The organism is Parabacteroides sp. AF18-52 (assembly GCF_003479145.1).
GTDB classification, from domain to species: domain Bacteria; phylum Bacteroidota; class Bacteroidia; order Bacteroidales; family Tannerellaceae; genus Parabacteroides; species Parabacteroides faecis.
This window is the reverse complement of the sequence record NZ_QUGR01000010.1, coordinates 27,057-47,155: the sequence shown is the minus strand read 5'-3', so window position 1 is coordinate 47,155 and position 20,099 is coordinate 27,057. Positions and strand designations below refer to the sequence as shown.

The window sequence follows — 20,099 nt, the reverse complement described above, 5'->3', positions numbered from 1 at the left end:
TCTGATATTTCTGCTTTGACCGGTCATAAATTACGGTTCTGTGTATAATTATTACAGATCAGGACTGACAACCCGAAGATATTTCTTATTTTTGTATAGAAACAATGATACATGCTGTTATGGAGAAGATTATAAAGCTGAATACGATCAAAGATTACAATGATTTTTTGGGTATAGAGACTCCCCATCCATTGGTCAGCGTGATCGATGCGTCGAAAATCAAACCGTTGCATCATACCCGTAAAAATATTGGATTCTATGTCATTTATCTAAAAGACATTAAATGTGCCGACCAGATTAAATACGGTCGAAAATTATACGATTTTCAGGAGGAGACACTGGTGTTTGCCGCACCGGGACAGATTATCGGTAACGACGATACAGGTGAAGTATTTCAGCCCAAAGGGTGGTGGTTGACGTTTCAACCCGAGTTGTTACACGGCACCCCCCTGGGACGTCATATGCAGGACTATACATTTTTTTCCTATGCTGTCAATGAGGCACTACACCTTTCGAAACAGGAGCGACAAACCGTTATCGACTGTATGATAAAGATCGATGAAGAAATCAAAGGAGCGACGGACAAGCACAGTAACCTGATTATAGCCTCGGCTATCGAGTTATTACTCAATTATTGTACCCGGTTTTATGATCGTCAGTTCATTACCCGCAAAAAAGAGAATAAAGATACGCTCAGCACCTTCGAAGCGTTGCTGAACGATTATTTTACGTCGGATAAACCCCAGTTATTTGGAACACCGACCGTAGCTTATTGTGCAGAAAAACTACACTTATCGGCGAATTACTTCGGAGATCTGATAAAAAAAGTAACCGGTTCTTCTGCACAGGAATATATCTTGTCGAAAATAATGGATACAGCAAAAGAGTTACTCGCCGACCCGGCCAAATCAATCAGTGATGTTGCTTATGCTCTAGGGTATCAATATCCACAATATTTTAGTAGGGCATTTAAGCGTATCGTCGGATATTCGCCAAATGAATACAGAACATTGAGAAAAACACTCCTATGACTAAAACGATATCAGCCATTCTCCTGTTTCTGTTCTGCATTCAGTTGCCTTATGCTTCTGAAAAAGACAAGACGAATCTATCCCTGCTAAAAGAACTGGATCGCACGATTGCGCAGAAACCTTTCTTCCAGCAGCAACGGGAACAGGAAGCCGATAGCATTAAAAGTCTGTTGAAAACGACCTCTTCGCTGGAAAGCAAATATGAACTATACGGAACTTTATTCGGTATCTATCTGCATTTCCAGGCAGATTCAGCCTTGCGTTACCTGGAAAGAAGAGAGGCTTTGACCGACTCACTCCGTAACCTATCCTATAAGAATGACCTGCGGATAGCCCGGGCAGAGGTTCTCGGTATCATGGGGCTTTATAACGAAGTTCCCGAACAACTGGAACAAATACAGAGAGAGAGTCTTAGTGAAGGCTCATTACTTTATTATTATTATACCAGCCGTACTTTCTATGGATGGATAGCCGATTACACCCGCACGAACGACCGTCATAAATACATCGCCCAGACAAATGCTTACCGCGATTCGATCCTGGCTGTTACGCCAAACGGCATCGACCATAATATCGTACTGGCAGACCAGTTGATCGTAAACGGTAATCCGGATGAAGCCATTCGCCTGATGAACGACGAACTGACAAAAGCTCAGGGCACAGAATCCGCTATATACATATTATATAACCTATCCCAGGCATACGCTCAAAAAGGTGATACGGAAAAACAAATCTATTACCTGTCCCAAACAGCGATCAGCGATCTGAAAGCAGCCAAACGTGAGTATATATCCCTGCAAAAACTGGCATTACTCATGTTTGAAAAGGGAGATATCGAACGGGCATACAAATACCTGAGCTGTTCGATGGAAGATGCCGTTGCCTGCAACGCCCGTCTCCGTTCAGTCGAAGTGACCGAGTTTTTCCCGATCGTGGATAAAGTTTATAAACTAAAGATACAGAAAGAGAAACAGATTACCCGTACCCTGCTTATCAGCATCAGCCTGATGGCGGTCCTTTTACTGATCACCATCGTTTACCTCTACCGCCAGATGAAAAAGCTGTCGTTTATGCGTAAGAAAGTCAGTGCCGCCAACGAACAGTTACAGGAGATCAACCAGGAACTGAGCCAGGCCAGCAAAATAAAAGAAGAATACATCGCACTCTACCTGAACCAATGCGTTATCTATCTGGATAAACTGGATACATATCGCCGTTCACTCGCCAAACTGGCAATGGCCTCCAAGCTGGATGATTTGTTCAAGACGATCAAGTCCGAACAATTCATACGCGACGAGCGGAAAAACTTCTACAACGAGTTCGATAAATCATTCCTCCGGCTCTTCCCCCGTTTCATCGAATCTTTTAACGGCTTAATGACGGAAGAAGGAAAATTATATCCTAAATCCGGTGAGATATTATCGACCGAACTCCGCATCTTCGCCCTCATCCGGCTCGGAATAAACGACAGTAGCAATATCGCCCATTTCCTGGGATATTCGCTGGCTACGGTTTATTCCTACCGAAGCAAGGTCAGAAGCAAGGCACTGAATAAAGAAGAGTTTGAACAACAGGTAGCAGTCCTGTAAACATATTTCAAATAAAATCACTACATTTGCCTTCCGTTATTATAAGGAAGGAAATAATTAAATGATCGATCAACCTACCATAGACCGGATACTTGACGCTGCAAACATTGTGGATGTTGTTTCTGAATTCGTTACCTTGCGTAAGCGAGGGATCAACTATGTAGGATTATGTCCGTTTCATACTGACAAAACACCCTCTTTCTACGTCTCTCCGGCTAAAAATATATGTAAATGTTTTGCCTGCGGCGAAGGAGGCACGGCTGTTCATTTTATTATGAAGCATGAACAGCTGAACTATTTCGATGCCTTACGTTATCTTGCCAAGAAATACAACATCGAGATACAGGAACGGGAACTGACCGATAAGGAAAAGCAAAGACGCAGCGACCGGGAAAGTATGTTGATCGTCAACAGTTGGGCACAACAGTATTTCAGCACCCAGCTGTACGAACACGTAGAAGGGAAAACCGTCGGATTGCGTTATTTTGCCGAACGTGGATTCCGGGAAGACACCATCCGTAAATTTCAGTTAGGTTACAGTCTCGACCAGCGGGATGCTTTATATAAGGCAGCAACCAAGAACGGTTATAAAAAAGAATTTCTCGAAAAGACAGGACTCGTCATCGTCTATGACAACGGAGGAGTCAATGACCGTTTCCGTGGCCGTGTGATCTTTCCTGTACATACCCTAAGCGGAAAAGTCGTAGCTTTCGGTGGACGCGTACTCAAAAAAGACGAGAAGACAGCCAAATACGTCAACTCACCGGAAAGTGAGATTTATCACAAGAGTAATGAGTTGTACGGTATCTATTTCGCCAAACAGGCCATCGTAAAGGAAGACCGCTGTTTCCTGGTGGAAGGCTATACCGATGTGATCTCCATGCACCAGGCGGGAATCGAGAATGTCGTCGCTTCTTCCGGTACAGCTCTTACACAAGGACAGATACGGCTTATACACCGTTTCACCAGTAACATAACCGTATTATATGACGGTGATGCCGCCGGTATCAAAGCCGCTCTGCGCGGTATTGACCTGTTGCTGGAAGACGGCATGAATGTCAAGGTGGTCCTGCTCCCCAACGGTGAAGACCCCGACTCGTTCGCCCGTAAACACAATGCCAGTCAGTTTGCTGAATTTATCAAGCAGAGCGAAACAGACTTTATCCGCTTCAAAACCCGTTTATTATTGGATGATGCAGGAAACGACCCGATCAAACGATCGTCGCTGATCACGGATATTATACGTACGGTAGCCATCATTCCCGACAATATTGCCCGTTCAATCTATATCCGCGAATGCAGTGCAATGATGGAGATAGACGAACAGGTGTTGTTGAACGAAGTCAATAAAATTCGTTTAAGCAAAGAAGAAAGACAAAATACACAGGGTACTCCTCCGGTATCCAATACGATGAGTATAATACCGGAATATCCTGATATTCCCGGTTACCAGCCAATCGTTGAGGATAGCTTTTTGCCACCGCCGGACGATGCGATGCCATTACCGGACGATAATATGCCTCCTCCTCCACCGCCAATGGAAGAATATCCGATGGAAGAGACAGGGCCTATGGAGGTTCCACCGCCCGATTTTCCGCCGGTACAACCTACACAACCGGCCCACTCCGTCCAACCGAAACGCTCTCCGTATGAGGTATATGAGCTTACGCTGTTGAAATATATCGTGCGGTACGGTGAACAGGTCTTGTTCGATTATGTGGATGAGGAGACAAACGAACAGGTCATAATGCGAGTAGCAGAATATATCCGTTACGACCTGGAGCGTGACGATCTGACTTTTTATACCCCTATCTTTAAAAGCATGCTCGACGAAGCCTCAGAGAAATGCAAGACCGAGGGATTTAAAGCCAGCCGTTATTTTCTGGCCCATCCGGACCCGAATGTCAGCAGGCTTGCCGCCAACCTGATCAGCGAAAAGTATCAACTAAGCAAATATCACAGTAAATACCGCGAGTTGGAACAGGAGCAGGATAAACTGGACCAACTGGTCATCCGTGAACTATATGCCATGAAAGATGCCTATATCCTCCGGCAGATAAAGGAGGCACAACTGGGTATTAAAGAGGCACATGCCCAGGGAAATGAAGATAAGGTGTTCGAGTTGATGAAACAACTCACCCACCTGAACGAAATAAAAAATGTATTGAGTAAAGAATTAGGAGAACGTATCGTATTAAAAATGTAACAATCTTAAAGCCTATGAACTTTCTGGAAACAGAAGATGTGGTCAAACAATATGCCAATCATCTTGCCCTGAATAAAGTCAGCATACAAGTTCCCGAAGGGAAAATATTCGGGTTACTCGGACCGAACGGTGCCGGAAAAACCACGCTGATCCGTATTATCAACCGTATCACGGCTCCTGACAGCGGGATTGTCCGTTTCAACGGCCGCGAATCGAAGCCGGAAGATATTTATCAGATCGGTTACCTGCCCGAAGAACGGGGATTATACAAAAAGATGAAGGTCGGCGAACAGGCCATTTATCTCGCCCAACTGAAAGGATTGTCCTATCAGGAAGCCCGGACCCGCCTGACCCGCTGGTTTGAAAAGTTCGACATCATGCCCTGGTGGAATAAGAAACTGGAGGAGTTATCAAAAGGGATGCAACAGAAAGTACAGTTCATCATAACCGTGATACACGAACCGGCATTACTCATCTTCGATGAACCGTTCAGCGGCTTCGACCCGGTGAATGCAGAACGGCTGAAACAGGAAATCCTGGAACTGAAAGAAAAAGGGCATACGATCATCTTCTCTACCCATAATATGGCTTCGGTCGAAGAAATATGTGACAATATAGCCCTGATCAACAAATCGCAAGTCGTACTGTCGGGTAATGTAGCGGAGATCAGAAACCGTTTTCGTAACAATACGTTTACACTGCGTATCTCATCCGACAGCGAACTTTCAAACGATCATTCTGATATTTTCACGCTGCTTTCTGAAAAAGACCAAAGTGGAATACGCGAATTACAAATCCATAAAGCAGACGGAGTCAGCAATTCCGCTTTATTATCCGCTTTATCCGAAGAGGTCGAGATTCTATCGTTTACCGAAGAACTTCCATCCATGAATGATATATTTATTAATACCGTTTCGGGCACAAACTCTACACAGGCATGAATAAAATAGGACTTATTATCAAAAGAGAATATCTACGCCGGGTAAGCAAAAAGTCGTTTATCCTGCTAACATTCCTTACACCATTTCTGTTCGCCGCACTGGTATTCGTGCCGTTATGGTTATCGACCATCAAGGGAGACGAAGTACGTAACGTTGCCATCATCGATACGACCGGAAAGTATGCCCCGTTGTTCGAGAATAATGAAAGCTATCATTTCATCCATAGCAATAAGACGCTGGATGAATACCGGCAAAACGAGGACAAAGAAATATTTGCCTTCCTGAGTATCACGGACGATCTGCTGGACAATCCCAAAGCAGCGACCTTGTATTCTGAAAAACAAGTACCGGTAGAACTGAGCCGGATGGTCAACCAGACACTCAGCAAACAGCTGGAAAGCGAGAAACTGGCATCCTTCAATATCCCTAACCTGAAAGAGATCATCCGGGAAAGTAAGATCAACTTTAATGTACAAACGATCAAATGGAGTGAAGACGGCAAGGAAAGTGCCTCATCGGCTACCGTGGCTTCCGTGATCGGGATGGTATTTACCTTTATCATTTATATGTTTATCATGATGTATGGAGCAATGGTGATGCAAGGTGTTATGGAAGAAAAGACCAACCGTATCATTGAAGTGATGATCTCATCGGTTCGCCCGTTCGATCTGATGATGGGGAAAATCATCGGTATCGGCTTTGTCGGGCTGACACAGGTATTCCTGTGGGGAGTTATCACAACGATCCTCGTGGCTGTCGGAGGATTCATGTTCTCCGGTGGTGCGGATGTGACAGCCTTACAGGCAACCCCGTCCATGGGAATGATGGATGCAGGCGCACTAGCTTCCTCTTCGGGCAATGAGATTATGGGAATTATCAATTCGATTAATATTGCGGAAATAGGAATCTCTTTCATCATCTATTTTATTGGCGGTTATATGTTATATGCCTCCATATTTGCTGCTATCGGTTCGGCTGTCGACAGCCAGGAAGATACCCAGCAGTTTATGGCTCCGGTTACGATCTTTATGATCTTTGCTTTGTACGCCGGTATATATAGTATGGAGAACCCGGACGGACCGTTGGCATTCTGGTGTTCGATGATTCCGTTCACCTCTCCGATCGTCATGATGGTACGCATCCCGTTTGAAATACCGTTATGGGAAAAGCTATTGTCTGTAGCGTTATTATACGCTTCCGCTATCGGAATTGTCTGGATATCCGCCAAGATATACCGGGTCGGTATCCTGATGTACGGAAAGAAACCGAGCATCAAAGAGATGATCAAATGGATCAAATATAAATAATATGGAACAGAATATATCGCTTATACTAAGCCGTCACGGGGAGACGGAAGAAAATAAACTACGCATCATGCAGGGACAGATGCCCGGACATCTCTCCGAACTGGGCAAACAACAGGCGGAACAACTTGCCGACCTGTTAGAAAAGGAAGAGATCGATATCATCGTTAGCAGCGACCTGGCACGGAGTTACGATACCGCCATGGCCGTTGCCCGCCGAAAAGGACTGGAGCCGGTCCAAACGCCGCTACTCCGGGAAATGGACTGGGGTGTTTACACCGGAAAGGTTGCCAATGAACTGGATTTCAAAAAACTCCCGGAAAGCGTAGAGAGCCTGGAGGCTTTATATAAAAGAGCCGGAGAGTTTCTGCAATTCCTGCAAACGAACTTCCCCGGAAAACGTATCCTGGCGATCGGACACGGAGGTTTCAACCGTGCCATTATCGTACGGATAGAAAAAAGGCAGCAAGAGGATATCCTGAAGCTGCCGATCATGAAAAACACAGCTTGTCTGCGCTTTTCAATCTGAATGATTCTTTGTTATTGTTTATACCTGGGGCTGCACGACACTGAATGTACCGGATGCTTTACTGACCAGTTTATCGTCGCAATAAATCTCACACTCGCTGAAATGAACGTGACGTCCAGGTTTGATCACCGTTCCTTTAGCGATCAGTTCCTTGCCCCAGGCGGCTCTTAAAAAAGAGACTTTCAATTCTGCCGTCAGGACATCTTTGTCCAGCGGTGTCATCGTATAAGCGGCAAAACCGGCGATCGTATCCGCCAAAGCCGCCAGCACACCTCCGTGAATAACCCCGCTGTACTGGCGTTGTTCATCATGTAAAGGCATGCGTGCCTCGACTATTCCATCCTCTACTGTCGTGAATTGAACGCCCAAATGATTTACATATGGGTTCGTCTTTACCCTGTCAAGCAATCTTTCTTTTACTTCTGTATTCATTATTTTTACTCAATTAGTTGGTTTCCTTCTAGCGGATCGTGATCTTACAATCATCCAGATTATCTATGATTGCCAGGCTTTCCACATGGATACCCGATTCACGCAAAGCTTTTCCACCGTCCTGAAAGGCTTTCTCAATGATAAAGCCCATGCCGGAAATAGTAGCACCTGCCTGTTTTGCCAGATCCAGCATTCCCATAGCCGCATTACCGAAAGCCAGGAAGTCATCGATAAAAAGAATATGGTCGTCGGCTGTCAGGAAGTTATTACTGATACAAACCGTATAATCACGATCTTTCGTAAAAGAATGGACTACCGTACTCAGCATATTCTCCATTGTCTTCGGTTGTTTCTTCTTCACAAATACCACCGGCAATTGCAAGATATATCCGACCATGATAGCCGGAGCAATACCACTGGCCTCGATCGTCACGATCTTATTGATATGTTCTCCTTCAAAACGTCTGATAAATTCTTCAGCAACCTTATACAGAAGCATCGGGTCCATCTGATGATTAATAAAACTATCCACTTTCAGGATGCCTCCCGGATAACATCTGCCATCTTGCAAAATACGCTGTTTAAGTAATTCCATGTGTTTTTATTCTGTTTTATCTACTTTGTCTTCTTTTACGCGGATCAGGACATTGGCTATGATCGCCGTCAAACCGCCGGTAGTGATACCGGATGAAAATATTCCCTTTATAGCTTCCGGAGCTGTTTTCAAAATATCAGGCATCAGTTCTACCCCTAATCCCAGGGAAAGACTGACAGCCAATACCAGTGTCGCTTTCCGGTTGATCTCCTGTGAAGCGATGATACGGATACCGGCAGCTGCTACCGTCCCGAACATCAGTAATGTCGCCCCTCCGAGAACCGGATCGGGCATCAAAGAGAACACCACTCCCACGATCGGGAATAATCCCAGTAAAATCAACATGCCGGCAATATAATAGCCGACATAACGGCTGGCAACGCCCGTCAACTGGATAATCCCGTTATTTTGTGCAAAGATAGAGTTTGGAAACGAATTAAAGACACCGGCAACAAAAGAATTTACACCGTCTGCCAGCACACCACCCGAAACACGCTTCAGATACCCCTCTCCTTCAATCGATTTACCGGAAATCATGGAGTTGGCTGTCACGTCTCCTGTCGCTTCGATAGCCGTGATCAGATAAACCAGGCCGATAGCAATGAAAGAAGAGATATTAAAGTCGAGTCCGTATTTAAAAGGTACCGGGATATTGAATCCCATCAGGTTCTGTGAAGAAGCCGCACTCATATCGACCATGCCTAAGGCAAAAGACAGTCCGTAACCGATGCACAGCCCAAGTACGATCGAACTCATACGCAGGTATTTGTTTTTACAACGATTGAAGAACAGTACACTCAGCAATACCGTTGCCGCCACACCGATATTCCTCAAACTACCGAACGTTCCGTTATCCATCGCAGCAAACCCACCTCCGCAGGAGACTACACCGACCTTGATCAGACTCAATCCGATCAACAGCACGACAATCCCGGAAACCAGCGGAGTAATGATCGAACGCATATATTTGAATGTCCGGCTAATGATCATTTCGATCGGAGCAGCAGCCATACAAACACCGAAAATAAGCGGCAGGCCACCGGCTAGTCCGGCTGAAATGATCGGTCCGATAAACGAGAAACTCGTTCCCTGTATACAGAGCAGTCCGGCTCCTACCGGACCGATCCGTTTACATTGTACAAATGTGGATATACCGGAAGCGAAAAGAGCCATCGACACCAGGAAGCCGGTTGTTTCAAGATCGAGCTTCAAAGCACCCGCAATAATCAGCGGCGGAGTAATGATCGCGACAAAGATAGCCAGCAAATGCTGCAAAGCTGCAAACAAAGCCTCTTTCAAAGGCGGACGGTCATCTATACCGTAAATCAAATCTGTTTCTTTTACCGGAATAATAGTCTCTTCTAACTCTTCAGTATTTATATCCATATTTGTTATTTGATGATAAATATTTAATTACAGTTTCAGATCTTGAAGGGTCTCTCCTTTGGCATTCAATACACGCAAAGTCATATCCTTTCCTTTTTTCTGAAGTACCATGACCGTCGCACCGTCCATCCGGTAACCGCCACCTACGATAACCGGGAAATTGTTACCATTGGCAACCCCTTTCGGATAATAAGCATGACGGTGAGTATGTGCATTGATACATACATTGAACGGAGCTTTCGCCAATAAGCCACCCCATAATTCCAGACAAGGATTATAACGGTCTACATCTTTTCCATAAATAGGCACATGATGGATCAACACGCGTTTCGTTGCTTGTTTAAACGGCCTGGAAGCCAGTTCTTCTTTCAGGAAGCCTACTTGTGCCTCACGCAGGGCGGAGAAATCATTCAGGCCATAATAAACCCAATGGTCATCGGGTTTATCTTCACCGCAATCCAACATGACGATACGAGTATCGCCCCAGTTAAACGCACCGTATGTCTTATCGCCGACATAATCGAACAGTTTACGCAAACCGATCGAATAAGCATTCCTGATCTCATGGTTACCACGCAGATAGAATACGGGAACATCCGCTGCCCCGACCGTTTCATTCAGTTCAGAAAGAAAATGAGTTGCTTCATCATGATTGGCGGGATCGTCGATACAATCGCCGTTAAAGATAACGAAATCATAATCTACACCTTTTACCTGATTATATAGTGCCTGCAATGTTTCCGAATGCTTATGAAGGTCATTAAAGATAATGGCTGTAAAATCGGATGTAGAAGATTCCGGCAACGTGAATGTATGGAAATCGGAAACAGCCGTTTCCCCGAATATTTTCTTATAAGCCTGGTAAAGCATGATTTCCTGAGAGCAAACGCGATAATAATAAGTCTTACCCGGTTCCAGGTCATTCAGCCTGATCTTATTCTGCAAATCGTTACAGATCACCTGACCATCCACGATGGTACGCGCTTTCTTTAACTGATTCTTATCCGTGCCATATTCAACCCAACTATAAGCAGGAACAGTAGTCTGCCACATAACCGTAACTCCGTTCCCTACCGGATTCTGCAAATAAGGTTCCGTACGGAAGATCTTGTCAGCGGGTTGTTTGAAAACGATATCCGTTACGATCGGACGATGATCGGAAGCTGCCGGTTCATCGACTACCCAGGCGGAAAGACGTGTAAAGGCAGTAGTATCCTTTGCATAAGCCGCAATATAATCGATTGTTTCAGTCGGTTCATCTGCCGGGAAAGTCGGTTGCTTGGTATTTGTCAGGATTACAAAATCGTTCTGTATACCTTTAATGACTTCCGAATCCGGATGAGCATTAAAATCGCCGGCAATAAAGAGAGGCTTATTCGCCTTTGCAGCTTCTCTGCTGATAATCTCCAACGAAGCCAGGCGGTCTTCCCCTGTCAGGGAAAGGTGGGTACAACAATAAATATACTTTTCAAATTCTACGATAAGCAGGGCACGTTCTTCTTCTCTTCCCGGGAGTGCCAGATACCGATAACCGAGCGGTTTCTCTTTGCTCAACATGCCGATACCGTATTTTCCTCCGTCATAATCGATAGCAGGAGCATATACCGGATACATCAATGTTTTGTCAGCCAGCACACGCAACACATCGGTCTGACCGCTCCTGCCCGTCACACTGTCCACTTCCTGTACGGCAACAACATTCGGATGCACTTTATTGATCACGTCGGCCGTACGTTGAAAGTTGGAAACATCATCCATTCCTCTCCCGTTACGGATATTATAACTCATTATACGCAAGGTATTATCTTCCCTCGCTCCCTTCTCCTGTGAATAAAGGTTGCATAACGGCAATAACATAAAAAGTACCGCCATTAACCCACTCCCGTGTTTCATATGTTTATAGTTTAGTGATTAACATTCTCCCATTACTTCTTTCAAATCCTGTTCGAATTCAGCTATATCTTCGCCGGTCGTATCCCAGGAAGTAACCAGGCGGGCCTCATTGTTTTCTTCATTCCACATATAGAAGAAATAACGCTCCTGGAGTTTTTTCAACGGTTCGGATGGGATCGTGAAGAATATCTGATTCGTTTCTACTTTCTGCGTAAATTGTATCTGCGGATATTGTTTGAGCGCAGCAGCCAGTTTCGCTGCACTGATATTTGCCTTCATAGCATTTTCAAGCCACAGGTTATTTTCCAGATAAGGGATAAACTGAGCTGAAAGGTAACGTAGTTTGGAAGCCAGTTGAGCCGACTGTTTTCTGTAATACTGCAGGTTTTCCGTAATTTCCGGACGGAAAGAAACGACAGCCTCTCCCATCATCATACCGTTTTTTGTACCGCCGAAACTTAAAATGTCGACACCGGCGTCTACCGTCACTTGCTTCATGGAACAATTCAGATAGGCACAGGCATTCGCCAGACGTGCACCGTCCATATGCAAATACATATTATGAGCATGCAGTAAGTCTGCAATCGCTTTCACCTCTTCAATCGTATAGACTGTACCCAGTTCTGAAACCTGAGAAATATAAACGGCTTTCGGTTGCGAATGATGGCAAACGCCAAAGTTATGTAAACGCGGCTTGATCAGCTCCGGAGTAAGTTTGCCGTCGGTGGTCGGGATCGTAACAACCGCACAACCGGTCATACGTGCCGGAGCACCGCATTCATCGACATTAATATGTGCCGTTTCCGCACATAAAATACTATTGAAAGGACGTGTTACGGCCTGCAACGCTACCGAATTAGCGCCAGTCCCGTTAAAAACAAAGAATGGAGATGCCTCTCCACCGAATATACTCTTGATCTTTGCCACTGCGGCAGCTGTCCAGGGATCGTCGCCATATCCGATCGCATGATCCTCATTTGCTTTTATCACAGCCTCCATCACCAAGGGATGGACACCAGAATTGTTATCGCTTGCAAAACTTCTCATTGTGTTTTAGAATTTTGCAGTAAAAGTACGTATTTATTCATTAATATGTCATTTTTATCATCCATATATTAAAAAAAGAAGGAGCTTCCAAACGGAAACTCCTTCTTTTTATTAACTTGTTTATTAGAATATTAACCACTATCCCAGGCGGAAATCCTTCAAAACTTTTTGCAACTCCTGGCGGGCAAAGAAGATACGACTCTTTACGGTTCCCAGCGGTACATTCAGTTTATCTGCTATCTCATTATATTTATAACCACTTAAAAACATGGAAAAAGGAACTTTCAATTCATCATTCAATCCATTAATGGCCTTTGTGATTTCCTGAATCTGATATGCTCCGTCCGGAGAATCAAACCCTGAATCATTAACGACGTCCAAATTATACAAATCAACACCTTGATCAACAACTGTCTGCGTACGAACTATCTTATGATAGTTGTTTATGAAGATATTACGCATGACGGTCAAGACCCATCCTTTAAAATTAATATTATCAACAAACTTTTCCTGATTGTCCAAAACCTTCAGCGTTGTGTCCTGCATCAAATCTTGGGCGTCATCCCGATTTGCGGTGAGCATCAATGCAAAATTCATCATGTTTTCTTGCATGCTCAATAATTTTTTCTGAAATTGCAACGCATTCATATTACTTACTATTTATAAAAGGTTAATACCGGTTAAGTATAGCCCCTCACTATTGAGAGACAATACAAATATAGGAAATATTATTGATATCGAATGTCGCTTTGAGAAATATTAATATTAAAAATCGTAACTTAATATATTTATAACAAACACTGCTGAAAATGAACAGCTTTTGCAAGTTGTAAACTTGTACAAATACAAAATTTACAAGTTATATGTTACAATTTTCAAGAAAGTACAAAAAGTATAGATAATTAGACAAAATGATGAAAAATTCAGGACTCTTGTTTTTGCTGCTATTTCTTTTGGTAACAACCTTTAAATCAAAGGGAGAAGAGCAAAAGATCGTCTACCAGATAGATATAAAGAAAGAGATAGATAACACCACCCGTATCTATCTCCGTAACGGATTGGAAGAAGCCAAATCGTTGGGAGCGGATGCTATCCTTCTCCACATGAACACTTATGGAGGACTGCTCGAAGCAGCGGATTCAATGCGTACGGCAATTTTATACAATCCGATACCCGTCTACGTTTTTATCGACAACAATGCCGCTTCGGCAGGAGCACTTATATCCATTGCGTGTGAAAAAATATTTATGAGAAAAGGCGCCAATATCGGGGCAGCAACCGTCGTCAATCAGACTGGGGCCGCCTTACCCGACAAATACCAGTCATATATGCGCTCCATGATCCGATCGACTGCCGAAGCACACGGAAAAGATACGATCATACAAGGAAAGGATACGACTTTCAGATGGAAAAGAGATCCGCTGATCGCCGAAGCCATGGTAGATGAGCGCGTTGTCGTTCCCCAACTGATCGACTCGGGAAAAGTCCTTACTTTCACAGCCGACGAGGCTTTGGAATGGAGATATTGCGACGGCATTGCAGAAACACCCGGTGAAGTAATTACAAAGTATCTGGGATATAACGATTACGAATTGAAAACATATAAACCGTCCTGGTATGACGACCTGAAAGGTTTCCTGATGAATCCTATGCTGCAATCGTTACTGATCATTATTATTATCGGGGGAATTTACTTCGAGATGCAAACACCCGGTCTCGGCTTTCCATCAGCAGCAGCCGTTGCCGCAGCTATACTTTACTTCGCTCCCTTATATATCGACGGCCTGGCACAAAACTGGGAAATCCTGGTATTTATAATCGGCTTGTTATTGATTGCGGCGGAGATATTTATCATACCCGGATTCGGGATAGCCGGTATCAGCGGGATCATTTTCCTGGTAGCCGGATTAACCCTTAGTTTACTGAATAATACGGATTTCAATTTCGAAGAAGTCTCCACCAAGGAAATCGGCGAGGCAGTCCTTACCGTTCTGATCGGACTGGGACTGGGTTTCGTTCTGATGATCTGGCTGTCCAACAAAATAGGGACAAAAGGCATGTTGCGGAAAGTAGCACTCCATAAAGATCTGGAAGATGCCCATTCATCACCTTCCCTCGCCCCACTGATCGGAAAAGAAGGAACCGCCTTCACCGTTCTGCGCCCTTCGGGCAAAGTGATGATCGACAACGAACTCTATGACGGCGTATCCGATTCAGGTTTTATCGAAAAAGGGACGAAAGTGAAAGTCGTCCGTTTCGAGAATGCACAAGTCTATGTGGAGACATTCACCCTATAGTACCAGTTTATCATTACCGGGCACACGCTCATAAAGGATACGTTTATCGACGACCACATATCGCAAGGCATCGATCGCCAGCAGGTCGCTTAAAATATTCCTGGCCGTGTAATAATTTACATGGCCGATACGGCAAAGCTGTCCGGCATTGATAGATGGATGTTCGTCCAGATAGGCGAACAGGCGTTCCACCGGTTTGCTGATCTTCACCAGTGTCCCGTCTTTCCTACGCTTTTTCTCCCACGAAAGCATCAGGATTTCATTGGCCAGGATATTTTCATCGGCAACACGTATATAGGCCTTATATTTATCTTCCTTATCAGGTGCCAGGTGGGGCTTATCCGCACTGGGCGCAATATAAACTTCCAATACGGTTTTTCCGTTTATCTCCCAGCGGGTGGCTTCAAACGGAACTTCCGGCTGAGTATACATTTTTGATGCAGCCTCGATCATATAATACTCTTCTTCACTACGGACACCGGAGATATTCCCGTTGTCTTTCACTCCTATCAGCAACCGACCGCCATCGGTATTGGCAAAAGCAGACAAGGTACGGGCAATCTTTTTACTATCGCTTACCTCGAACTTGAAATCGAGCTGTTGATGCTCGCCCTGTTCAATCAATGCTTCTATCGGATGTTTCTTCTTCATTTTGGCTCATTATTTGACCGGCAAAATTAAAATAAATGTCTAACTTTGCCAACCGAAAAAGAGTGAAAGCATGTCACAGATCCCTTCATTAATTTCAGACCTGGCAGTAATACTGATTTCTGCGGGGCTTGTTACTTTGCTTTTCAAGAGATTAAAGCAACCGGTCGTACTGGGCTATATTGTTGCCGGAATTCTGGCAGGCCCGGCTATAAAAGAAATTCCCACAGTTTCAGACGTAGAAAGTATCCGTATCTGGGCAGACATAGGCGTTGTCTTCCTGCTTTTCGCCCTGGGGCTCGATTTCAGTTTCAAGAAGCTGATGAAAGTCGGTGGAACAGCGGTGATCGGGGCAGTCACGGTCGTTATCGGGATGATGACATTCGGTTATATCACCGGATTATCGCTCGGCTGGGGACATATGAACAGTCTTTTTCTGGGCGGAATGCTCTCGATGTCGTCCACCACGATCATATTCAAAGCTTTTGACGATATGGGACTACGTAACCAGCGGTTTGCTGGGGTCGTATTCGGTATACTGGTCGTAGAAGACCTGTTTGCCGTCCTGCTGATGGTCTTGCTCTCTACACTTGCCGTAAGTAAACATGTCGAAGGTATGGAATTACTGGACAGCGTGATTAAGCTAGGTGTCTTTCTCCTTTTCTGCTTTGTCGTCGGTATTTACCTCATCCCTTCTTTCCTGAAGAAAGCGCGAACATTCCTCAACGACGAAACGCTGCTGATCGTCAGTCTCGGTCTATGCCTGGGGATGGTCATGATCGCGACCAAAGCCGGTTTTTCTTCTGCACTGGGTGCTTTCGTTATGGGTTCGATCCTGGCTGAAACGATCGATGCCGAACATATCGAACACATCGTAAAACCGGTAAAAGACCTGTTCGGTGCCATCTTCTTCGTTTCCGTCGGCATGTTGATCGATCCGGTATTGCTTTGGGAATATAAGATCCCGATCCTGATACTGACCCTCGTTGTCATGATCGGACAAATACTTTTTGCCAGTTTCGGAGTCTTGCTGTCAGGACAGACAGTCAAAGTCGCCATCCAATCGGGTTTCTCCCTGGCACAGATCGGCGAATTTGCTTTTATCATCGCTTCCCTGGGGTTAACACTCAAGGTGACTGATAATTTCCTCTACCCGATCGTTGTCGCTGTTTCCGTCATAACGACCTTTTTCACTCCTTATATGATACGTATGGCGGAACCTGCCTATAAAATAGCCGAACGGCTCATTCCTGCCAGCTGGATGAATTTTCTCGAACGTTATTCTTCCGGCTCTAACACGATCCGGCAGAAAAGCGCCTGGGACAAGTTGCTAAAAGCGTTGGTACGTATTGTAGGTACTTATACCGCCGTCACCCTGGTACTGATCTTTATCTGGCTGCAGTTCGTAGCTCCGTTCATCATCAAACAACTTCCCGGCATACAAGGACAAAGCATTTCACTGGTCCTGATCCTTCTTCTGATCTCTCCGATGTTGCGCGCCATCATGATGAAGAAAAATCATTCGGTGGAATATGAGCAACTATGGCATGACAACAAATATAACCGTGGTCCGCTCGTCTCCCTGATCGTGCTGCGTATTATATTATGTATAGGACTCGTTATGCTTCCGATCGCACGATTGCTGAATACGGCCCTCGGAATAGGGATTGCAATCGCCGCCACAGTCATTGCCCTGGTCATTTTCTCCAAACGGTTGAAAAAACAGTCGATCCTGATGGAACGCCATTTCTTCACGAACCTGACTGCGCGGGAGATGGAAAACGAACGGAATGCCCCCATCAACCAACGATTTGCCAGCCATTTGCTGGAGCGTGATCTTCACCTGGCCGACTTCGAAGTAAAACAGAATTCTCCCAGTATGGGCAAAACACTTAAAGAGCTTAACTTCCGGCAGAAATGTAATGTAAATATCGTCACGATCATCCGTGGAGGCAAACGTATCAATATACCGGGAGGAAACGAACGGCTTTATCCGTTCGACAAACTGGTCGTTGTCGGTGCCGACGACGATCTGACCCATTTCCGGAAATATATAGAAGAACGCTATAAAGAATCGATGAACAACCTGCAGGAAACAAAAGAGGTGAACATGGAACAATTCTTTATCAGCGAAGGTTCAGGACTGATCGGCCGGACCATTCTGGAATCGGGTATTCGCGACAATTCCGGCTGCCTGGTCATCGGGATCGAACGCGACTCCCACTCTATCAAGAATCCGCCTCCCACTACGGTTTTCGAACAGGGAGATATTGTATGGATCGTCGGCGAGCATGAAAAAGTGTTACGTCTCAGCGAAGGAAAAACAGTAAGATAATCAACTAACGAATAAAACAACCGGATATGAAATTTATAGGAATAATACCGGCAAGATATGCCTCCACCCGCTTTCCGGGGAAACCGTTGGCCGACATGGCTGGTAAACCCATGATACAACGCGTGTATGAACAGGTAAAAGATGTACTGGATGCCGTATGTGTCGCCACCGACGATACCCGGATCGAAACAGCCGTAAAAGCTTTCGGCGGAAATGTCGTCATGACTTCCGACCAGCACCGGAGCGGTACAGACCGCGTTTACGAAGCCTACACCAAAGTAGGAGATGGTTATGATGTCGTTGTCAATATCCAGGGAGACGAACCTTTCATCCATCCGGAACAGATCGAAACATTAAAAGGATGCTTTACCGATACCGGTACACAGATCGCCACGCTGGTAAAACCTTTCCGACCGGACGATGATTTCGAAACAACACTGTTCAATGCGAACTCACCGAAAGTCGTTCTCAACAAGAACAGCGAAGCCATGTACTTCAGCCGTTCCATCATCCCTTATATGCGTGGAAAAAATTATCAGGAATGGTTACCCAACCATACTTATTATAAACACATCGGTTTATATGCCTACCGGGCCGATACACTGAAAGAAATCACCAATCTGCCCCAATCACCGCTGGAACTTGCCGAGAGCCTGGAACAACTCAGATGGCTCGAAAACGGCTATAAGATAAAAGTCGGCATTACCCAGCAAGAAACGATCGGCATCGACACCCCGGAAGACATGGAAAAGGCACTCGCTTTTCTCAACCGACAGCATAACCGGATATAGCAACCAGCAGCAATACCAGTAAAAGTCCGGTAGTAATGGAGACAGACAATATACTGATTTTCATATGCCGGACTTTTTCAAACTGCGTAGCTACCAATACACATGCCAGCACGATAGCCGGGAAAAATGCCGGAAGCCATGCATGCGGGTACTGATATGCATCTTCCTCCGAAAGCGAATACAACTCTTTCAAAAATTCAGGCAGTAAAATACCTGTTATCAGCAGTAAAGCCCAGTATACCCAATGTTTTTCTCCTATTTCCGCTTCATACAGCAACACCAGAATGACAAAAATAAACAACCGGCTACCCACCAGCGAATAGACTACGAACAATAAAGCAAATCCCGCTACCCAGGAAAGCCATTTCGTCTTTATCAACGTATAGCCACAGAATATATAGAGTGTCAGAACCAGGGACAGTATAGAATTCAAATGGTAATAATGACTACAATAAGTTCCCCATTCCAATATCACCGGAAACAAGGCATACAAAGGAGCCATTCCCCCTACATGAAATTTCTTTAATATAAAAAGAGAAGCCCACCATTCCGCCAACAATACCAATGCTATCAGAACAGCACCTCCACCGACGGGAACAAGCAGGGAGGTAAGAGTCCTTGCTAAAGAACAAGCAAGCCATGCCGGTTTACCCCAATATCCGGACAACACTTCCGGTAAACTCGTAATACTTACCATCTGCTCTTTCAGAAACAAACGATCAGGATCAAAAAACTGGAAAAAGAGAATACATAACAATGCAAAGAGTCCAGCTACGCTCTCTTGCAAAAGCCTTTCTTTCTTATTCATCAGTAAACCGTTTTAGACCAATACCAAACCCTTCAAACCGGAACTTGCTAATCCGACAAAATAAGTCGTCAACATAATCATAATCCACATAGGTTGACATATTCCAATAATGCAAATATATGAATATTTTAATACAATGTACACCGGATTACTTCAAATTCAAGCGATTGATTAAAATATACAACTTATTTAAATAATCGGTCATAAAAAAAGGCATGCCCGCGTCTTTCGACCGGCATGCCTTCTCTTTTATCTTTCCCGGAAAGG

At 44.8% G+C, this 20,099-nt stretch carries 17 protein-coding genes; 9 read left to right on the top strand and 8 right to left on the bottom strand.

Features of this window, described 5'->3' with window-relative positions; translation table 11 throughout:
- The first annotated feature begins 119 nt into the window (after nucleotides 1–119).
- The 6 genes from DWX23_RS16355 (at nucleotide 120) to DWX23_RS16330 (ending at nucleotide 7,600) form a co-directional block, all read left to right on the top strand.
- Complete coding sequence (locus tag DWX23_RS16355; protein WP_122375270.1) at nucleotides 120–1,031, top strand: AraC family transcriptional regulator; 912 nt, start codon at nucleotides 120–122, stop codon at nucleotides 1,029–1,031.
- On the top strand, nucleotides 1,028–2,620 hold the full coding sequence (locus tag DWX23_RS16350; RefSeq protein ID WP_122375269.1) for a DUF6377 domain-containing protein: 1,593 nt from the start codon (nucleotides 1,028–1,030) through the stop codon (nucleotides 2,618–2,620). The genes DWX23_RS16355 and DWX23_RS16350 overlap by 4 nt, the downstream gene beginning before the upstream one ends.
- A gap of 61 nt (nucleotides 2,621–2,681) precedes the next feature.
- The gene (gene dnaG, locus DWX23_RS16345; RefSeq protein WP_122375268.1) at nucleotides 2,682–4,826 is read left to right on the top strand and encodes a DNA primase; all 2,145 of its coding nucleotides are present in this window, start codon (nucleotides 2,682–2,684) and stop codon (nucleotides 4,824–4,826) included.
- A gap of 14 nt (nucleotides 4,827–4,840) precedes the next feature.
- Nucleotides 4,841–5,767 (top strand): ABC transporter ATP-binding protein, encoded by a 927-nt coding sequence (locus DWX23_RS16340; RefSeq protein WP_122375267.1) that lies wholly within the window; start codon nucleotides 4,841–4,843, stop codon nucleotides 5,765–5,767.
- Nucleotides 5,764–7,074, top strand: a complete 1,311-nt coding sequence (locus DWX23_RS16335; RefSeq protein WP_122375266.1) for an ABC transporter permease — start codon at nucleotides 5,764–5,766, stop codon at nucleotides 7,072–7,074. Before DWX23_RS16340 ends, DWX23_RS16335 begins: the two co-directional genes overlap by 4 nt.
- Nucleotide 7,075: 1 nt before the next feature.
- Nucleotides 7,076–7,600, top strand: coding sequence for a histidine phosphatase family protein (locus DWX23_RS16330; RefSeq protein WP_122375265.1), 525 nt, complete (start codon nucleotides 7,076–7,078; stop codon nucleotides 7,598–7,600).
- 18 nt (nucleotides 7,601–7,618) lie between these two features.
- Here the strand turns inward: DWX23_RS16330 and DWX23_RS16325 are convergent, their stop codons facing one another.
- The 6 genes from DWX23_RS16325 to DWX23_RS16300 form a co-directional block, all read right to left on the bottom strand.
- On the bottom strand, nucleotides 7,619–8,032 hold the full coding sequence (locus DWX23_RS16325; protein WP_075558412.1) for a PaaI family thioesterase: 414 nt from the start codon (nucleotides 8,030–8,032) through the stop codon (nucleotides 7,619–7,621).
- Nucleotides 8,033–8,060: 28 nt separating this feature from the next.
- Nucleotides 8,061–8,627, bottom strand: coding sequence for a xanthine phosphoribosyltransferase (gene xpt / locus DWX23_RS16320; RefSeq protein ID WP_122352045.1), 567 nt, complete (start codon nucleotides 8,625–8,627; stop codon nucleotides 8,061–8,063).
- 6 nt (nucleotides 8,628–8,633) lie between these two features.
- A complete protein-coding gene (locus DWX23_RS16315; protein WP_122352044.1) occupies nucleotides 8,634–10,013 on the bottom strand; it encodes a nucleobase:cation symporter-2 family protein in 1,380 nt (459 codons plus the stop codon).
- Between the two features lie 27 nt (nucleotides 10,014–10,040).
- Entirely contained in the window at nucleotides 10,041–11,870 is a 1,830-nt protein-coding gene (locus DWX23_RS16310) for an endonuclease/exonuclease/phosphatase family protein (protein WP_199673306.1), read from the bottom strand.
- A gap of 54 nt (nucleotides 11,871–11,924) precedes the next feature.
- Nucleotides 11,925–12,953, bottom strand: a complete 1,029-nt coding sequence (locus tag DWX23_RS16305) for a low specificity L-threonine aldolase (protein ID WP_122375263.1) — start codon at nucleotides 12,951–12,953, stop codon at nucleotides 11,925–11,927.
- Nucleotides 12,954–13,091: 138 nt separating this feature from the next.
- Complete coding sequence (locus DWX23_RS16300; protein WP_028728578.1) at nucleotides 13,092–13,601, bottom strand: RNA polymerase sigma factor; 510 nt, start codon at nucleotides 13,599–13,601, stop codon at nucleotides 13,092–13,094.
- A gap of 266 nt (nucleotides 13,602–13,867) precedes the next feature.
- On the opposite strand from DWX23_RS16300, the gene DWX23_RS16295 reads away from it, so the two are divergent.
- Nucleotides 13,868–15,250 (top strand): nodulation protein NfeD, encoded by a 1,383-nt coding sequence (locus DWX23_RS16295; protein ID WP_122375360.1) that lies wholly within the window; start codon nucleotides 13,868–13,870, stop codon nucleotides 15,248–15,250.
- Here the strand turns inward: DWX23_RS16295 and DWX23_RS16290 are convergent.
- Nucleotides 15,245–15,901 carry a helix-turn-helix domain-containing protein gene (locus DWX23_RS16290; RefSeq protein ID WP_122375262.1) on the bottom strand — a complete coding sequence of 219 codons (657 nt, stop codon included), beginning with the start codon at nucleotides 15,899–15,901 and terminating at the stop codon, nucleotides 15,245–15,247. The genes DWX23_RS16295 and DWX23_RS16290 overlap by 6 nt on opposite strands.
- Nucleotides 15,902–15,971: 70 nt before the next feature.
- On the opposite strand from DWX23_RS16290, the gene DWX23_RS16285 reads away from it, so the two are divergent.
- Nucleotides 15,972–18,233 (top strand): cation:proton antiporter, encoded by a 2,262-nt coding sequence (locus DWX23_RS16285; RefSeq protein ID WP_122375261.1) that lies wholly within the window; start codon nucleotides 15,972–15,974, stop codon nucleotides 18,231–18,233.
- Between the two features lie 26 nt (nucleotides 18,234–18,259).
- Nucleotides 18,260–19,024, top strand: coding sequence for a 3-deoxy-manno-octulosonate cytidylyltransferase (kdsB, locus tag DWX23_RS16280; RefSeq protein WP_122375260.1), 765 nt, complete (start codon nucleotides 18,260–18,262; stop codon nucleotides 19,022–19,024).
- Here the strand turns inward: kdsB and DWX23_RS16275 are convergent.
- Nucleotides 18,999–19,832, bottom strand: coding sequence for a DUF6057 family protein (locus DWX23_RS16275; RefSeq protein WP_122375259.1), 834 nt, complete (start codon nucleotides 19,830–19,832; stop codon nucleotides 18,999–19,001). The two genes, kdsB and DWX23_RS16275, sit on opposite strands and share 26 nt — an antisense overlap.
- Nucleotides 19,833–20,099 lie beyond the last annotated feature (267 nt).